22 protein-coding genes and 1 pseudogene are annotated in these 13,593 nt (G+C 58.9%); all 23 read right to left on the reverse strand.

What is annotated here, in order from left to right; translation table 11 throughout:
- Nucleotides 1-23 precede the first annotated feature (23 nt).
- Nucleotides 24-668 carry an alpha/beta fold hydrolase gene (locus NW815_RS00675; RefSeq protein WP_414389709.1) on the reverse strand — a complete coding sequence of 215 codons (645 nt, stop codon included), beginning with the start codon at nt 666-668 and terminating at the stop codon, nt 24-26.
- A 23-nt stretch (nt 669-691) separates the two neighbouring features.
- Nucleotides 692-916 (reverse strand): translation initiation factor IF-1, encoded by a 225-nt coding sequence (infA, locus tag NW815_RS00680; RefSeq protein WP_011434173.1) that lies wholly within the window; start codon nt 914-916, stop codon nt 692-694.
- 130 nt (nt 917-1,046) lie between these two features.
- Entirely contained in the window at nt 1,047-1,820 is a 774-nt protein-coding gene (gene map / locus NW815_RS00685; RefSeq protein WP_414344308.1) for a type I methionyl aminopeptidase, read from the reverse strand.
- 38 nt (nt 1,821-1,858) lie between these two features.
- A complete protein-coding gene (locus NW815_RS00690; protein WP_011434171.1) occupies nt 1,859-2,440 on the reverse strand; it encodes an adenylate kinase in 582 nt (193 codons plus the stop codon).
- Nucleotides 2,440-3,738, reverse strand: a complete 1,299-nt coding sequence (gene secY / locus NW815_RS00695) for a preprotein translocase subunit SecY (RefSeq protein WP_414328927.1) — start codon at nt 3,736-3,738, stop codon at nt 2,440-2,442. The genes NW815_RS00690 and secY overlap by 1 nt, the downstream gene beginning before the upstream one ends.
- Nucleotides 3,739-3,890: 152 nt before the next feature.
- Nucleotides 3,891-4,343, reverse strand: coding sequence for a 50S ribosomal protein L15 (rplO, locus tag NW815_RS00700; RefSeq protein WP_414389712.1), 453 nt, complete (start codon nt 4,341-4,343; stop codon nt 3,891-3,893).
- Nucleotides 4,344-4,380: 37 nt separating this feature from the next.
- Nucleotides 4,381-4,917: a 30S ribosomal protein S5 gene (rpsE, locus tag NW815_RS00705; RefSeq protein ID WP_011434168.1), complete on the reverse strand. Its 537-nt coding sequence runs from the start codon at nt 4,915-4,917 to the stop codon at nt 4,381-4,383.
- Nucleotides 4,918-4,935: 18 nt separating this feature from the next.
- A complete protein-coding gene (gene rplR, locus NW815_RS00710; protein ID WP_414349593.1) occupies nt 4,936-5,304 on the reverse strand; it encodes a 50S ribosomal protein L18 in 369 nt (122 codons plus the stop codon).
- 31 nt (nt 5,305-5,335) lie between these two features.
- On the reverse strand, nt 5,336-5,881 hold the full coding sequence (gene rplF, locus NW815_RS00715) for a 50S ribosomal protein L6 (RefSeq protein WP_011434166.1): 546 nt from the start codon (nt 5,879-5,881) through the stop codon (nt 5,336-5,338).
- 33 nt (nt 5,882-5,914) lie between these two features.
- On the reverse strand, nt 5,915-6,325 hold the full coding sequence (gene rpsH / locus NW815_RS00720; protein ID WP_011434165.1) for a 30S ribosomal protein S8: 411 nt from the start codon (nt 6,323-6,325) through the stop codon (nt 5,915-5,917).
- A 46-nt stretch (nt 6,326-6,371) separates the two neighbouring features.
- Nucleotides 6,372-6,914 (reverse strand): 50S ribosomal protein L5, encoded by a 543-nt coding sequence (rplE, locus tag NW815_RS00725; RefSeq protein WP_414328930.1) that lies wholly within the window; start codon nt 6,912-6,914, stop codon nt 6,372-6,374.
- A gap of 66 nt (nt 6,915-6,980) precedes the next feature.
- The gene (rplX, locus tag NW815_RS00730) at nt 6,981-7,379 is read right to left on the reverse strand and encodes a 50S ribosomal protein L24 (RefSeq protein ID WP_414389715.1); all 399 of its coding nucleotides are present in this window, start codon (nt 7,377-7,379) and stop codon (nt 6,981-6,983) included.
- A complete protein-coding gene (rplN, locus tag NW815_RS00735; RefSeq protein WP_011434162.1) occupies nt 7,379-7,747 on the reverse strand; it encodes a 50S ribosomal protein L14 in 369 nt (122 codons plus the stop codon). The genes rplX and rplN overlap by 1 nt, the downstream gene beginning before the upstream one ends.
- On the reverse strand, nt 7,744-7,995 hold the full coding sequence (gene rpsQ / locus NW815_RS00740; protein WP_011434161.1) for a 30S ribosomal protein S17: 252 nt from the start codon (nt 7,993-7,995) through the stop codon (nt 7,744-7,746). The genes rplN and rpsQ overlap by 4 nt, the downstream gene beginning before the upstream one ends.
- The gene (rpmC, locus tag NW815_RS00745; RefSeq protein ID WP_414389718.1) at nt 7,995-8,216 is read right to left on the reverse strand and encodes a 50S ribosomal protein L29; all 222 of its coding nucleotides are present in this window, start codon (nt 8,214-8,216) and stop codon (nt 7,995-7,997) included. The genes rpsQ and rpmC overlap by 1 nt, the downstream gene beginning before the upstream one ends.
- Nucleotides 8,217-8,229: 13 nt before the next feature.
- On the reverse strand, nt 8,230-8,697 hold the full coding sequence (rplP, locus tag NW815_RS00750; protein WP_011434159.1) for a 50S ribosomal protein L16: 468 nt from the start codon (nt 8,695-8,697) through the stop codon (nt 8,230-8,232).
- Nucleotides 8,698-8,752: 55 nt separating this feature from the next.
- Nucleotides 8,753-9,523: a 30S ribosomal protein S3 gene (rpsC, locus tag NW815_RS00755; protein ID WP_011434158.1), complete on the reverse strand. Its 771-nt coding sequence runs from the start codon at nt 9,521-9,523 to the stop codon at nt 8,753-8,755.
- 42 nt (nt 9,524-9,565) lie between these two features.
- Entirely contained in the window at nt 9,566-9,940 is a 375-nt protein-coding gene (gene rplV, locus NW815_RS00760) for a 50S ribosomal protein L22 (RefSeq protein WP_011434157.1), read from the reverse strand.
- A gap of 45 nt (nt 9,941-9,985) precedes the next feature.
- Nucleotides 9,986-10,267: a 30S ribosomal protein S19 gene (gene rpsS / locus NW815_RS00765; protein WP_414331934.1), complete on the reverse strand. Its 282-nt coding sequence runs from the start codon at nt 10,265-10,267 to the stop codon at nt 9,986-9,988.
- Nucleotides 10,268-10,333: 66 nt separating this feature from the next.
- A complete protein-coding gene (gene rplB, locus NW815_RS00770) occupies nt 10,334-11,218 on the reverse strand; it encodes a 50S ribosomal protein L2 (protein ID WP_414389721.1) in 885 nt (294 codons plus the stop codon).
- A gap of 49 nt (nt 11,219-11,267) precedes the next feature.
- Nucleotides 11,268-11,567 carry a 50S ribosomal protein L23 gene (locus NW815_RS00775; RefSeq protein WP_414330452.1) on the reverse strand — a complete coding sequence of 100 codons (300 nt, stop codon included), beginning with the start codon at nt 11,565-11,567 and terminating at the stop codon, nt 11,268-11,270.
- Between the two features lie 316 nt (nt 11,568-11,883).
- Nucleotides 11,884-12,510, reverse strand: a pseudogene (rplD, locus tag NW815_RS00780) (50S ribosomal protein L4); the annotation flags it as partial.
- Nucleotides 12,511-12,561: 51 nt separating this feature from the next.
- Nucleotides 12,562-13,206 carry a 50S ribosomal protein L3 gene (gene rplC, locus NW815_RS00785; protein WP_011434152.1) on the reverse strand — a complete coding sequence of 215 codons (645 nt, stop codon included), beginning with the start codon at nt 13,204-13,206 and terminating at the stop codon, nt 12,562-12,564.
- Nucleotides 13,207-13,593: the final 387 nt, after the last annotated feature.

Genomic DNA, 13,593 nt, shown 5'->3' on the forward strand with positions numbered 1-13,593 from the left:
CAGCAGTGTTCAGCGTAAATGTATCAGAACAAGCTCTGCTCTGTAAACAAGCGTACACTCCAGGGGGCGGTGATGCCGTTGTAGAAGGCCAACCCCAGAACGGGCAGGCTGAGGAATCCATAGGCAATCTGGGCCAAAGGGATCCCGAGGGCATCGGGGATGAGGCTGTTGTCTCCCAGAGGGGCGATGAGCAGCAGCTTCTGCCAATGGTGGGGCTGTAGGCGGGCCGAGCGTAGCGCAAACCCTGCCGAGAGAGAGTTTGCAATGACGTGACAGGGTCGCCCGATCACCTCCTGGACAAAATCCCCGATCATCTCGGCATAGAGGCTGCCGGTGTACTTCAAATCTGGACGTTCTGAGTTGCCCCACCCCAACAAATCCAGAGCATAGACTTGATGGTGCTGCCCCAGCTCCGCCATAATGGCACGAAACTCATAGCTGGAGGAGCCTGCCCCAATGCCGTGCAACAACAACAACGGCTGGCCGGATCCCATGACCTTGTAAAACAGGCGATGGCCGCGCCAGAAGTGATGCCTTTCCTCTCCCGGCAGCAGGCTCTGCAGAGGCTGAGTTTGGGAAGAGATCCAAGCGTTGAAAACGGCTAGAGCACCCAACCCGCCGACAGTAGTCCAGAGCCCGATCTTGAGAACTTGGCTCAGCTCTTTCATCCTCAGCAGCCCAGCTAGGGAACCTACTTTTTCTTAAGGCGGTAGGTGATGCGCCCTTTGTTGAGGTCATAGGGGCTCAGCTCCACCTTAACCCGGTCGCCGGGCAAGATCTTGATGTAGTTGCGGCGAATTTTGCCGGAGATATGAGCGAGCACGTTGAAGCCGTTGTCCAGATCCACTCGGAACATGGCGTTGGGCAGGGATTCCGTAACAACCCCCTCCATTTCAATGGCATCTTCCTTAGACAATGAGCCCTCCCAAAAACGACATAACAAACAACAGAACAATCCACAGCCGCGACGACACGCGCTGTTAAGAAATGAAAATATACTCCATCTCTTCTATCCTAACCGTTGCAGTCCTTCATCAGGGGATCCCTTAGGACTGAAAAGGCGTGCGATCGGTCAAAATTTCTGCTCCAGACTCGGTGACCAAGACCGTGTGCTCAAACTGAGCTGACCAAGAGCCATCTACTGTGACCACCGTCCATTGGTCTGGCAACACTCGGGTTGCCTCTCCCCCCGCATTCACCATCGGCTCAATGGCCACTGTCATGCCGGAGCGCAGCTTGGGATTGGGCAGATCGCGGGTGCGATAGTTGGGAAACTGCGGCTCCTCGTGCAGGTTGCGCCCCACCCCGTGACCAACATACTGCTTCACCACAGAATAGCCCCGCCCCTCGATGTAATCTTCAATGGCACCCGAGACATCCTGAAGCCAAACGCCGTGGCGCACACAGTCGATGCCCGTCTGCAGGGCTTTGGCCGCAGTATCGATCAGATCCCGGGCTGCGTCGCTCAGGGGTTCCAGGCCGATGGTGATACAGGAGTCCGCATGCCAGCCCTCGACGATGGCACCAAAATCCACCTTAACCACATCTCCCGGCTGCACCACTTTACGGGGACTGGGGATCCCGTGCACCACCTCATGGTTGACACTGACACAAACGCAGGCGGGAAAGCCGTAGTAGCCCTTGAAACTGGGCAAAGCATTGAGTTGGGCCACCCGTCTCTCAGCATAGGTATCGATATCTGCCGTAGTCCAGCCCGGCTCTAGGCGCTCCGCGATCTCCTGCAATACTTGGGCCACCACCCGACCGGCCCGCCGCATTTTCTCCACTTCGCGGCGAGATTTGATCTCAATAAGCTGCATGCCCCGCCGCTGGGGGGAATTTCCAGCTCCTGCTCTAATCACGCCGTCCTCCTGAAGCCTTCCAAAAGAGCCTGCAGATGTTCCTGTACGGATTCCATCGGCTGGTTGCCGTTGACCCGCTGCAAGCGCCCCTTGGCCTCATAAAAATCAATTAGGGGAGCCGTCTGCTGCCGATAGACCTCCAGACGCTTGAGAATTACTGACCGATCCGCATCATCGCTGCGCCCCTGTTCCTTGCCCCGGGCCAGCAGCCGGGCCACCACCACCTCATCCGGCACCTCCAAGTTGAGGACGTAGTCGTAATCTTGTCCCAGCTCTTGCAGCAGCTCTTCCAAGGCCTCTGCCTGGGCTAAGGTGCGAGGAAATCCATCTAGGATCCAGCCCTGCTCTGGAGATTGCTGCAACTGCCCCTTCACCATTCCGATCAGCACCTCGTCGGGCACCAGCTCTCCCGCATCCATGTAAACCTTGGCCTGGCACCCCAGGGGCGTTTGGGCTTTCACCTCGGCCCGCAACAGATCGCCTGTGGAAATTTTGGGCGTGTGGTAGATGGCCGCCAGCCGCTCCGCCTGTGTACCTTTGCCCGCCCCCGGCGGCCCCAGAAAGATCAACCTCGGCACTACTGTTTGACCATCCCTTCGTAGCGTTGTGAGATGACATAAGTCTGGATCTGCTTGGAGGTCTCGATCGCCACCCCCACCAAAATCAGCAGCGAGGTCGCCCCCAAACCTTGGAAAGTGGTGATGCCGGTTGCCCGTTCCACCGTCGTCGGGATGATGGCCACCGCGCACAGGAACAAAGCCCCCAGCAGCGTCAGGCGGTTGAGGATCCCTTCGACATACTCGGCAGTGGCCTTGCCCGGGCGTACCCCTGGAATGCTGGCCCCCATCTTCTTCAAGTTTTGAGCCAGATCCACCGGGTTGATGAGCAAAGAGGCGTAGAAGTAGCTGAAGAAGAGGATCAGCACGAAATAAAAAGGAATGTAGAACCAGGAGGTGGGGGATAGGAAGTTGGCCACTTGCACCAAAGTCAGGTTTTGGGTGTACTGGGCCAGGGCCAGAGGCAGGGACATCACCGAGTAGGCAAAGATGATCGGCATCACCCCCCCCTGGTTCAGCCTCAGGGGCAGATAGCTTTTCTGCTCGCGGAACAGCTTGTTGCCCACCTGGCGCTTGGCGTAGACGATAGGGATCTTGCGGCTGCCTTCTTGGACAAAGACAATGCCGACAATGGTGACCAAAAAGATTGCCAGCAACAGCAAGATGCCACCGATGGTGCTGCTATCGGCACGGGCCAGGCTAATAGTCTGTCCGAGGGCACGGGGCAGAGTGGCAACAATGTTGACGAAGATCAAGAGCGAAGGGCCACTTCCCACCCCTTTCTCCGTGATCATCTCTCCCAGCCACATCACAAACAGGGATCCTGCCGCCAGAGCCAAGGTGGTGGAGGCCATGAAGGCCAACTCATTGGTGGTACTGGCAAACTCCCGCACCCAAAAGGAAATGCCAATGCCCTGGATGATGGCCCAGCCCAAGGTGACATAGCGGGTGTATTGAGAAATCTGCCGCCGCCCCTGTTCTCCCTCGTTTTTCTGCAGGTTCTCCAAGGCTGGAATGGCCGAGACCAGCAACTGCATGATAATTGAGGCATTGATGAAGGGCAGGATCCCAAGGGCGAAAATTCCCAAAGCAGAAATCCCCCCGCCGGAGAAGACATCCAGCAAGCCAAACACAGGGCTGTTGGCAGCTTCGGCAGCAAAGCGGGCCCGATCGATACTGGGAATGGGGATGTAAATGCCCAGTCTGACCAACAGCAGCAAGCCCAAGGTGAGAAACAGACGGCTGCGCAGGCCAGAGGCCATAGCCATCTGCATAAAGGTCTCTTGGGCAGAGGGGGCGGAACCTCGTGTGTCAACCATAGGGAAGAGAATCTCGCAGGAGCAAAGGGCAAGGTTAGCTATCTACCACTCTACGCTGCTGGTGGAGCAGTCGGCAAAATCAAAGCAAAATCAAAAAAGTGCAACTCAGCGCCACCCGGCAGAAGCCGGCCAGAGCAACAGGAAGAAGGGGTTTAGGATCCCAAAATCTCCACCCGACCTCCGGCTGCCTCGATCTTGGCTTTGGCTGAAGCGGTAATAGCCGCCGCCCTGATCGTCAGGGGCACGCTGACTTCCCCATCCCCCAAGATCTTCAGCGGGCCATCGTTGGTGGTGACGATCCCTCGTTCCATCAGGCTTTCCAGGCTGACCTCGCTGCCGGCAGGCAGATCCGCCAAGGCGCGCAGGTTGACCAGGGTGTATTCCAGACGCCGCGTGTAGCGGGGGAAATGCTTAAGCTTGGGCAAACGCCGGTAGAGGGGAGTCTGCCCCCCTTCAAAGCCGGGCCGTGTACTGCCCCCCTTGCGGGCCTTTTGCCCCCGCATCCCCTTGCCACAGGAGGCTCCCTGTCCAGCAGAGACGCCACGACCTAGGCGCCGCCGCCGCCGCGTCGAGCCTGCTTGAGGCCGAATGTCTTCCAGTCGCATGGCTACCTCTGGCTCACTTGCTCGATATACCTGTCCATCACTTGCCAAGTAGGCGGCGCACATCGATGTCTCGGTCTTGGGCCACCTGCTTGAAGGTACGCATCCGCCGCAGCGCATCGATGGTAGCACGGGCATTGTTGAGGGGGTTGCTGGATCCCAGTTGCTTGGCCAAGCTGTTGCGTACACCCGCCAGCTCCAGAACGGTGCGGACTGCCCCCCCTGCAATGACTCCTGTGCCAGGAGCTGCTGGCATGACCAAGACAGTGGCACCGCCGCCTGCCCCCTGCATGGGATGGGGTACGGACAAACCTTTGGTGAGGGGCACCTCAATCAGGTGTTTTTTACCGTCCACAACTCCCTTGCGCACTGCTCCGATCACATCGTTGGCTTTGCCTACGCCAACCCCGACTTGGCCGCGCTCGTTGCCGACCACCACCACAGCGCGGAAGCTCAACTTCTTGCCGCCCTTGACCACCTTGGTGACGCGGCGAATCTGGATGACCCGCTCTTGCCACTCGGTGGGTTGCTCTTCGCGGTTTTTTTTGCTTCTGCGACGTTCCCTCTGCTCAGCCATGTGCTATGTCCTCAGTAGCTAGAACTGTAACCCTGCTTCTCGGGCAGCTTCTGCCAAAGCCTGAACGCGCCCGTGATAGAGCTTGCCCCCCCGATCGAAAACCACGCGGGAAATGCCCATCTGTAAGGCTCGTTCAGCAACTGAGCGGCCCACCAAGGCAGCCGCTTCTTGAGTGGCTGTCCCGGTTTCTTTGAATTTTTCGCGCAGCTCCGTGTCCAAGGTGGAGGCGGAGGTTAAGGTATGCTGGGCTACATCGTCGATCACCTGGGCGTAGATGTGTCGATGGGAGCGAAACACGGCCAGGCGAGGCCGCTCGGCAGTGCCAAAGACCTTGCGGCGAATGCGTCGATGACGACGTTGGGTGGTGATTTTGCGGCTGGTTTTCATAGGACTCCGTCCCGCTTTCGCAATGGGCTATTTACTTCTTCGCTTTCCCGGATTTACCCGCCTTGCGGCGAACTTGTTCCCCTAGATAACGGATCCCTTTCCCCTTGTAGGGCTCCGGAGGCCGGACGGCTCGGATACGGGCGGCAGTATTGCCCACCAGTTCTTTATCTGTGCCTGAGACAACAATGATGTTGTTTCCCTCAACGGCAATTTGGATGCCAGGGGGAAAGGGGATCTCCACAGGATGGCTGTAGCCAACGTTCAAAACCAACTTGCTGCCTTGGATGGCAGCCCGGTAGCCCACGCCCACCAATTCCAGCCGCCGCTCAAATCCCTTGGATACTCCATCGACCATGTTGGCGACCAAGGTGCGGCAGAGGCCGTGCAGTTGGCGGGCAGGACGAGAATCGTTGAGACGGCTGACCGTGAGCATCTGAGCGTTTTGCTGGACTGTGATCAAGGGCGGTAAACTGCGGGACAGTTGACCTTTCGGGCCTTTCACTGCAATGTGTTGGCCGTCGATCTGGATCTCCACCTTGGCAGGAAGGGCGATGGGGCGTCTACCGATACGGGACATGGGAAAAACTCCTGACCAGAGAAAACTTAAGGTCTAGTAGACAAGACAGAGGACTTCACCACCAATGCCTTGCTTACGAGCCTCCCGGTCGGTCATGATGCCGTTGGAGGTGGAGATGATGGCGATCCCAATTCCTCCCAGCACTCGGGGCAGCTCTTTGTGGTTGCGGTAAACCCGCAGGCCGGGTCGGCTCACCCGCTTTAGACCATTGATGATGGGCCTGCAGTTGCGGCCTTTGCCTTTGTACTTCAATCGCAACACCACCCGGGCTTGGATCCCTTCTCCCTCCTCCTTCCATTCGCTGACGAACCCTTCCTCATGAAGAACGCGAGCGATGCTGCGGGTCATGCGGGTGGCCGGAACTGCCACCGACTCGTGCCGAGCCATGGTGGCATTGCGAATGCGGGTGAGCATATCGGCGATCGTGTCGTTGGTGTGGGCCATCAGTGCTCCTCGGAAGATCAATCAAGGAAACTCAGGGTGGGCAAAGCTAAGAGGCAAAGGGCATGCCAAAGGCTTTGAGCAGGGCACGGCCCTCTTCATCGGTTTTAGCAGTGGTCACAATGGAGATATCCATACCTCGCAACTGATCTACAGAGTCATAGTTGATTTCGGGAAAAATCAGTTGTTCGCGGATGCCCAGGGTGTAGTTGCCTCGTCCATCAAAGGCTTTGGGGCTGACGCCGCGGAAGTCACGGATACGGGGCAGAGCAATGTTGATCAGGCGATCCAAAAACGCATACATGCGCTCCCGCCGTAGGGTTACCATCAGGCCAACCGGCATGCCCTTGCGAATCTTGAAGCTGGCAATTGCCTTCTTGGCGCGGGTGATCACGGGCCGCTGGCCAGTGATGGCGCTGATCTCGGCAATGGAGGATTCCAGAGCCTTGGCATTTTGGGAAGCTTCCCCCAAGCCGCGGTTGATCACGATCTTCTCCAGGCGGGGCACCTGATGGATGTTGGTGTAGCCCAACTCCTTTTGCAGCTTGGGGACAATGACGGTGTTGTAGTGGATTTGCAGACGCTGGGGCATGGTGGCTTCTCCTTGCGGCTCTGGGCTGGGTCAGAGCCAAACCAATGGTGGAAAGGGATCAAAAGCTTAGTCGAGAATCTCACCCGTTTTCTTAAGGACGCGAACCTTGCGACCATCGGCGGTGATTTGATAGCCGATACGGCTGGCCACCTCCTGCTTCTTGGAATAGGCCATCACTTTGCAGACGGGAATGGGAGCTTCCTTGGTCTCAATTCGGCCACTTTCCCCTTCTCGCTGGGGTTTACGGTGGTAGGTAACAATGTTAACCCCTTCCACCAAAACCATGTTGCGCTCGGGAAAAACGCGCAGCACCTCGCCGATTTTGCCCTTATCATCGCCGGAGATCACCTGAACGGTATCCCCTTGCTTGATACGCATTTTGTAGCGCAGGCTGTTGCGGTGCTTGCGAATGCCGGGGCGCCGAACTAGGCGCTGAATTTGGCTGGGTTTGAGGGGGCGAACCATCAGAGTACCTCCGGGGCCAGGGAGATGATCTTGGTGAAGTTTTTCTCCCGCAGCTCACGGGCTACAGGGCCGAAAACGCGAGTTCCACGGGGGTTGCCGTCGTTGTTGATGATCACGGCGGCGTTGTCGTCGAAGCGGATGCACATGCCGTCGGGGCGACGTACTGTGTCGACAGTGCGGATGACAACAGCCTTGACAACATCGGATTTTTTGACGGGCATGTTGGGCAAGGCATCTTTGACGACGCCGATGATCACGTCGCCCAAGCTGGCGTAGCGACGGCCACTGCTGCCCAGCACGCGAATGCACATCATTTTGCGAGCACCGGTGTTGTCGGCCACCGTCAGCATGGTTTGCTGCTGAATCATAGTTTCTTCACCTCCCTCAGGATTTCGGCAACTTGCCAACGCTTGGTGCGGCTGAGGGGACGGGTTTCCGTGATGCGCACCAGATCCCCTTCTTGACAGCGGTTTTCCTCGTCGTGGGCCTTAAACTTCTTGGTTTTGACGACGATTTTGCCGTACTTCGGGTGAGCGACCCGATTTTCTACGGCAACAACCACCGTTTTTTGCATCTTGTTGCTGACCACAATGCCAATCTTCTCCCGAACAGCCATTACTCCTCCTGGGTTGGGCGTTTGCCCCGCTTACGCTCTCCCTCCACAGTTAGTAGTTGCGCCAGCTTGTGCTTGCGCAGCCGGATGAGATGGGGCTGGTTCAACTGCCGCGTGGCCTGCTGCAAGCGCAGCTCAAACAGCTCTTTCTTGACGGCGTAGATTTCGTTGCTCAGCTCTTCGTCCGATAAAGCACGGGCATCAGCAATTTTGGGCATGGGCATGGCTGAACTCTCCTCATACGCTGCTGGTGGCCACCTCTGAAGCCGTTGCCTGGGCGGGCTCTGGCTTTTCAAAGTCGGCTTTGGTTACAAACTTGACCTTAATGGGCAGCTTCTGGGCGGCAAGGCGCATGGCCTCGCGGGCGATGGGCTCTGCCACTCCCCCCATTTCGAAGAGGATACGGCCCGGCTTGACGACACAAACCCAGTACTCAGGGTTGCCTTTGCCGGATCCCATGCGGGTTTCAGCAGCTCGCTGAGTAACGGGCTTGTCGGGAAAGATGCGAATCCAGATTTGGCCACCCCGCCGAACATAGCGGGTCATGGCTCGACGGCTGGCCTCGATCTGTCGAGCTGTAATCCAGGCGGGTTCTAGGGCCACAAGGCCGTATTCCCCAAAGTTGATGCGGTTGCCACGGGTCGCTTTGCCTTTCATGCGCCCGCGCTGCTGCTTGCGGTATTTGGTGCGTTTGGGGCTTAACATGGCCGTTCCTTAAGTCAACTGCGATAGGGATCCCTGGACGTTCCGGTGTTGGCCCTCAGGCCTCCTGAGCCGAGCGATCTTCGAAGGTGGGCCGCCGCCGCTGCTGCCGACGTTTGGGCTGTTGCAGGGGAAACTTCTGTTCGTGGCGTTCCTGCCCGGGCAGAACTTCCCCTTTGAAGACCCAGACCTTGACCCCAATGATGCCGAAAGTGGTGTGGGCGAGGTGCTCGGCGTAGTCGATGTCGGCCCGCAAAGTATGCAAAGGGATCCGCCCCTCCCGCGTCCATTCGGTGCGGGCAATCTCGGCCCCGTTCAGACGCCCGGCAATTTGGATTTTGATCCCTTGTACACCTGCCCGCTGGGCCCGTTGGATCACCTGGCGCACGATGCGGCGAAAGGCAATCCGCCGTTCCAACTGTTGGGCAATGTTTTCCGCCAACAAGGTCGCCTCGGCATCGGCACGGGTGACCTCTACTACATTGATGCGAATGGTTCGCTCGCCACCACCTCGTGAACCAGGGCTTTGTCCCGCTAGCGCGGACAGCTCTTTCTGTAGACCTTGGCGCAAAGTCTCTAGGCTGGATCCGCCCCGACCCACAACTACCCCAGGGCGAGCAGCCCGGATCTCCAGGTCAATTTGATCCGCTTTGCGCTCGATTTGGATATCGGCCAAACCAGCACTGCTCAGTTGCTTGGTCAGGTAGGTGCGAATCTGGTCGTCCTCCTGTAACAAGGCTGGGTAGCGGGCTGGATCGGCAAACCAGCGGCTGCGATGTTCTTTAATCACGCCGAGGCGGAAACCGGTGGGGTGGATCTTCTGTCCCATGGTGGTGTCGGTTGAAGGGTAAAGGGCTAGAAATACAGGAGGTTAAGAGGCCGTCGCCGCTTCAGCTTCCTCTATGGGCCGGACGGCGATGGTGATGTGACAGGTGCGCTTGCGAATGGGGTAGGCCCGCCCTTGGGCGCGGGGGCGAAACCGTTTCAGGACGGGCCCCTGATCAGCATAGGCCTGGCTGATCACCAGATCCCGGGGATCCAAGCCGTTGTTGTGCTCTGCGTTGGCCACCGCCGAGCGCAGCACCTTACGAACCGGCTCACAGGCAGCGTAGGGCATGAACTCCAAAAGAATCAGGGCATCGGCATAGGTGCGCCCACGGATCTGATCCAACACCCGCCGCACTTTAAAGGGGGACATGCGGATATAGCGGGCTACCGCTTTAACCTCAGGGGATGAATCGGCCATGGCCCTCTCCTTGCCTACTCGATACTTTCCTGTTCGTTATTCCTCTCAACGGCGAGCGGCTTTTTTGTCGCTCCCCGCGTGACCGCGGAAGGTACGGGTGGGAACGAATTCCCCCAGCTTGTGACCCACCATCTGATCGGTGATGTAGATGGGCACGTGTTGCTTGCCGTTGTGAACGGCGATGGTGTGGCCGATCATGACCGGCAAGATGGTGCTGGCCCGCGACCAGGTCTTGATCATGTGCTTCTCGTTGCGCTCGTTCATCTTCTCCACCTTGAGAAGCAGCTTGGCATCCACAAAGGGGCCTTTTTTCAGCGAACGTCCCATAAGAACCTCAACTGTTTGACAAGCAATTCACTGTCGAAAAAGCTTCGGGGAGCGAATGGCCAGCGGCTACTGAGCAGCCCTTCCGCCCTTGTCCCGGCGGCCTCCGCGACGGCGACCGCGCACGATGAATTTGTTGCTGGGCTTGTTGCGTTTGCGGGTCTTGTACCCCAGGGTGGGCTTGCCCCAAGGGGTGACAGGGGTACTGCGGCCTATGGGGGCTCGCCCTTCCCCGCCGCCATGGGGATGATCCACAGGGTTCATCACCGAGCCACGCACCTTGGGACGGCGCCCCAACCAACGGCTACGACCCGCCTTGCCCAGGCTGATGTTGTTGTGGTCAACGTTGCCCAGTTGGCCGATGGTGGCGTAGCACTCGCCGCGGATCATGCGGACTTCGCCGGAGGGCAGCTTGAGGGAGACATATTTGCCTTCTCTGGCCACCACTTGAGCGCCAGCCCCGGCAGCGCGAACCATCTGTCCGCCGCGACCAGGATACAGCTCCACATTGTGAACCACCGTTCCCAAGGGGATCCGCTCCAGGGGCATGGCATTGCCGATCTCAAAGGGGGCCTCTGGCCCGGCCATGATGGTGGATCCCACCTGTAGGTTGCGGGGAGCGAGGATGTAGCGTTTCTCGCCGTCTTCGTATTCCACCAGGCAGATGTGGGCGCTACGGTTGGGATCGTACTCGACGGTTTTGACGGTCGCCGGGATCCCCCGCTTGTCGCGACGGAAGTCGATGATGCGGTAAAGCCGCTTGTGGCCACCACCGCGGTGCCGGCAGGTGATGACGCCACGGTTGTTGCGCCCTTTCTTGCGGTGAATAAATTGCAGCAGCGACTTTTCCGGTCTGGGCCGCTTGCCGTTCTCGTCACGGGACAGCTCCTCGAAGTCAGAGACCGTCATGTGACGGGTGCTGGGGGTGTAGGGTCGGAGAGTACGAATGCCCATGGCTCGGGTAGGGGTGGGGGATGGGATGACAACAGCTCAAAAGGGGCGTTCAGGTGTCCGGGAAGAGGGTGATGGAATCTCCCTCCGCCAAGGTCACGATGGCTCGCTTGGGACGGGTGCGGTAGCCCACAAAGCGGCCCACCCGCCGCTGCTTGCGCGGGAGCTTCAGGGTGTTGACGGAAGTAACTCGCACGCGGAACATTTCTTCGACGGCAGCTCGGATGAGCGGCTTGGTGGCGGTGGGCAGCACTTCAAAGACATATTTGCGCTGCTCCATCAAGGCGGTTGCCTTTTCGGTGATGACGGGGCGCAACAGGACGTCGGCCAGGATCCGCTTGCTCTCAGTCATCGCTTTCCTCCTCTGCTGGGGCTGCTTCGGCCTCTTCTACCGTTGACGGCTCTGCTCCTTGAGCCAGTTCTTCTGCTGGATCTTGGGGCTCTTCGGTTTGCTCTTCTGGCCCCTGCGGATCTGCTGGACGTCCTTGGAGGGCAGCTTGGTTTTCCTGGGCCTCAGGTTGGGCTGGGGTTTGCTCTGCTTCCTCGTGTTCGCTTTCTGGAACGGCCTGATCTTCCGGCCCATCTCCGGGCAGGGCCTGATCTTCGGCTATGTCGGTCTGAGGTGCATCCTCAGAGGGAGTCTCCAGAACTGCCGGCGCAGCGTCGGATCCCCAACGGGCCTTGAGTTGCTCTAGGGCAGAAACGGTGATCAGCACCCAATCGACGTTGAGCAGATCGAAAACGTTGATCTGATCCAGGCCGATCAGCTTAACGCGGGCGATGTTGCGCACGGCCCGCTCTACGGCTTCCGAGCGTTCGGCAACGATGAGCAGAGCCGATTGATCTTCCATCACCCCCCAGCGCAGCAAAGCCTGGGCCACAGCACGGGTTTTGGGCGGGTTGAGCTGCTCCTGGAAATCCTCCACGACGATCAGGTCTTCCACCCGACTTTGCAGAGCGGTGCGCAGGGCCAGTTGCCGTTCTTTGCGGTTCATGGCCAGGTTGTATTCCCGCTTGCGGGGGCCGAAGATCACCCCCCCTTTGCGCCAAAGTGGGGAGCGGATGGAGCCGGCACGGGCTCGACCGGTGCCTTTCTGCCTCCAAGGCTTGCGACCGCCGCCGCGCACCTCAGCTCGGGTCTTGGTGTGGGCGTTGCCCTGACGAGCATTGGTCATCTGCCGGCGCAGTGCCAGATAGAGAATGTGGGCGGCTGTTTCGGGACGAGCAACTTTAAGGCTCAGCTCCGCGCTGCCCACCGTTTCCCCTTGCCAATTTTTCACCACACAACTTGCCATGGTTCCCTCGTCTTTGCGGATGCGGGTCAGCCTTTGCCAGGGATCCCTCCCCTAACGCTTGTTGCCCACCTGCTTGGCAGGGGTGATCTCCAGCAGCCCTCCTTCTACCCCGGGCACGCAACCCTTAATCACCAACAGATCCCGCTCCGGATCCACCTGCACCAACTGCAATTTGCGGGTGGTGACTCGGCCACCTCCCAACCGCCCCGCCATGCGCATCCCCGGAAACACGCGGCCTGGGGTTGTACCGGCGCCAATGGAGCCCGGTCGGCGGTGGTTTTTGGAGCCGTGGGACATGGGGCCACGACCAAAGTGGTGGCGCTTTTGATAGCCGGCAAACCCTCGCCCGATGGAGGTACCGGCCACATCCACCAATTGGCCAGGGGAGAACATCTCGACGGTAATTTTCTGCCCCAACTGGTAGGCTTCTGGCTGGTCAACCCGGAACTCCCGCAGGTGGCGCAGCAGCTCTGTCACCCCCGCTTTGGTGAGGTGGCCCCGCTGCGCCCGCGTGAGATGCTTTTCGGCAGTGGGCAAGTAGCCCAACTGAATGGCGTTGTAGCCATCTGTGGCTTGGGTTTTGATCTGGGTCACGGTGCAAGGCCCCGCCTGCACGACGGTAACCGGAATGGCCAGCCCTTCTGGAGAGAAGATCTGGGTCATGCCGACTTTTCTTCCGAGGATGCCAAGTGCCACAAGAACCTCCAATCGAGCCTGCACAACTCGTTTTCATCAACTGAGAGCCAGCTCACTCCGACAATCGGCTAGCCGTTCGCGAAGCGGGCCGTAGGCCAATGGCTCAGTTAGCCGGATGGATAGGCATACAGCAATAGCGTGGCAGCAGGAAGCTCAAGACAAAGCTGAGTCTGCCGGCTGAGGCGAAAGAGCAAGGTAGGGATCCCCCGAGGCCAAGTTCAGCGCCGGCAACGCTGAGCCTTTTGCTTAGTTCACCCCCAAAGCTGCACGCCAAACTGCTTTTGTTGAGAGCTGCTCAGACTTACCTGCTAAAGAGGCAGTATCTGGTGTAGCAGCGCGCCGGGTCGCCAAAGCGGATGGACTCAGTTGGCAACGGAAAACAATCAT

Origin of the sequence: Synechococcus sp. R6-7, from assembly GCF_047461695.1 — a bacterium.
Taxonomy (GTDB): domain Bacteria; phylum Cyanobacteriota; class Cyanobacteriia; order Thermostichales; family Thermostichaceae; genus Thermostichus.

Bases quoted from the DNA above. Each gene is read 5' to 3' on its own strand.
- NW815_RS00675 (WP_414389709.1), bottom strand. From the start codon at position 668: ATGAAAGAGCTGAGCCAAGTTCTCAAGATCGGGCTCTGGACTACTGTC.
- map (WP_414344308.1), bottom strand. From the start codon at position 1,820: ATGCAGCTTATTGAGATCAAATCTCGCCGCGAAGTGGAGAAAATGCGG.
- secY (WP_414328927.1), bottom strand. From the start codon at position 3,738: ATGGTTGACACACGAGGTTCCGCCCCCTCTGCCCAAGAGACCTTTATG.
- rplO (WP_414389712.1), bottom strand. From the start codon at position 4,343: ATGCGACTGGAAGACATTCGGCCTCAAGCAGGCTCGACGCGGCGGCGG.
- rpsE (WP_011434168.1), bottom strand. From the start codon at position 4,917: ATGGCTGAGCAGAGGGAACGTCGCAGAAGCAAAAAAAACCGCGAAGAG.
- rplR (WP_414349593.1), bottom strand. From the start codon at position 5,304: ATGAAAACCAGCCGCAAAATCACCACCCAACGTCGTCATCGACGCATT.
- rplF (WP_011434166.1), bottom strand. From the start codon at position 5,881: ATGTCCCGTATCGGTAGACGCCCCATCGCCCTTCCTGCCAAGGTGGAG.
- rpsH (WP_011434165.1), bottom strand. From the start codon at position 6,325: ATGGCCCACACCAACGACACGATCGCCGATATGCTCACCCGCATTCGC.
- rplE (WP_414328930.1), bottom strand. From the start codon at position 6,914: ATGCCCCAGCGTCTGCAAATCCACTACAACACCGTCATTGTCCCCAAG.
- rplX (WP_414389715.1), bottom strand. From the start codon at position 7,379: ATGGTTCGCCCCCTCAAACCCAGCCAAATTCAGCGCCTAGTTCGGCGC.
- rplN (WP_011434162.1), bottom strand. From the start codon at position 7,747: ATGATTCAGCAGCAAACCATGCTGACGGTGGCCGACAACACCGGTGCT.
- rpsQ (WP_011434161.1), bottom strand. From the start codon at position 7,995: ATGGCTGTTCGGGAGAAGATTGGCATTGTGGTCAGCAACAAGATGCAA.
- rpmC (WP_414389718.1), bottom strand. From the start codon at position 8,216: ATGCCCATGCCCAAAATTGCTGATGCCCGTGCTTTATCGGACGAAGAG.
- rplP (WP_011434159.1), bottom strand. From the start codon at position 8,697: ATGTTAAGCCCCAAACGCACCAAATACCGCAAGCAGCAGCGCGGGCGC.
- rpsC (WP_011434158.1), bottom strand. From the start codon at position 9,523: ATGGGACAGAAGATCCACCCCACCGGTTTCCGCCTCGGCGTGATTAAA.
- rplV (WP_011434157.1), bottom strand. From the start codon at position 9,940: ATGGCCGATTCATCCCCTGAGGTTAAAGCGGTAGCCCGCTATATCCGC.
- rpsS (WP_414331934.1), bottom strand. From the start codon at position 10,267: ATGGGACGTTCGCTGAAAAAAGGCCCCTTTGTGGATGCCAAGCTGCTT.
- rplB (WP_414389721.1), bottom strand. From the start codon at position 11,218: ATGGGCATTCGTACTCTCCGACCCTACACCCCCAGCACCCGTCACATG.
- NW815_RS00775 (WP_414330452.1), bottom strand. From the start codon at position 11,567: ATGACTGAGAGCAAGCGGATCCTGGCCGACGTCCTGTTGCGCCCCGTC.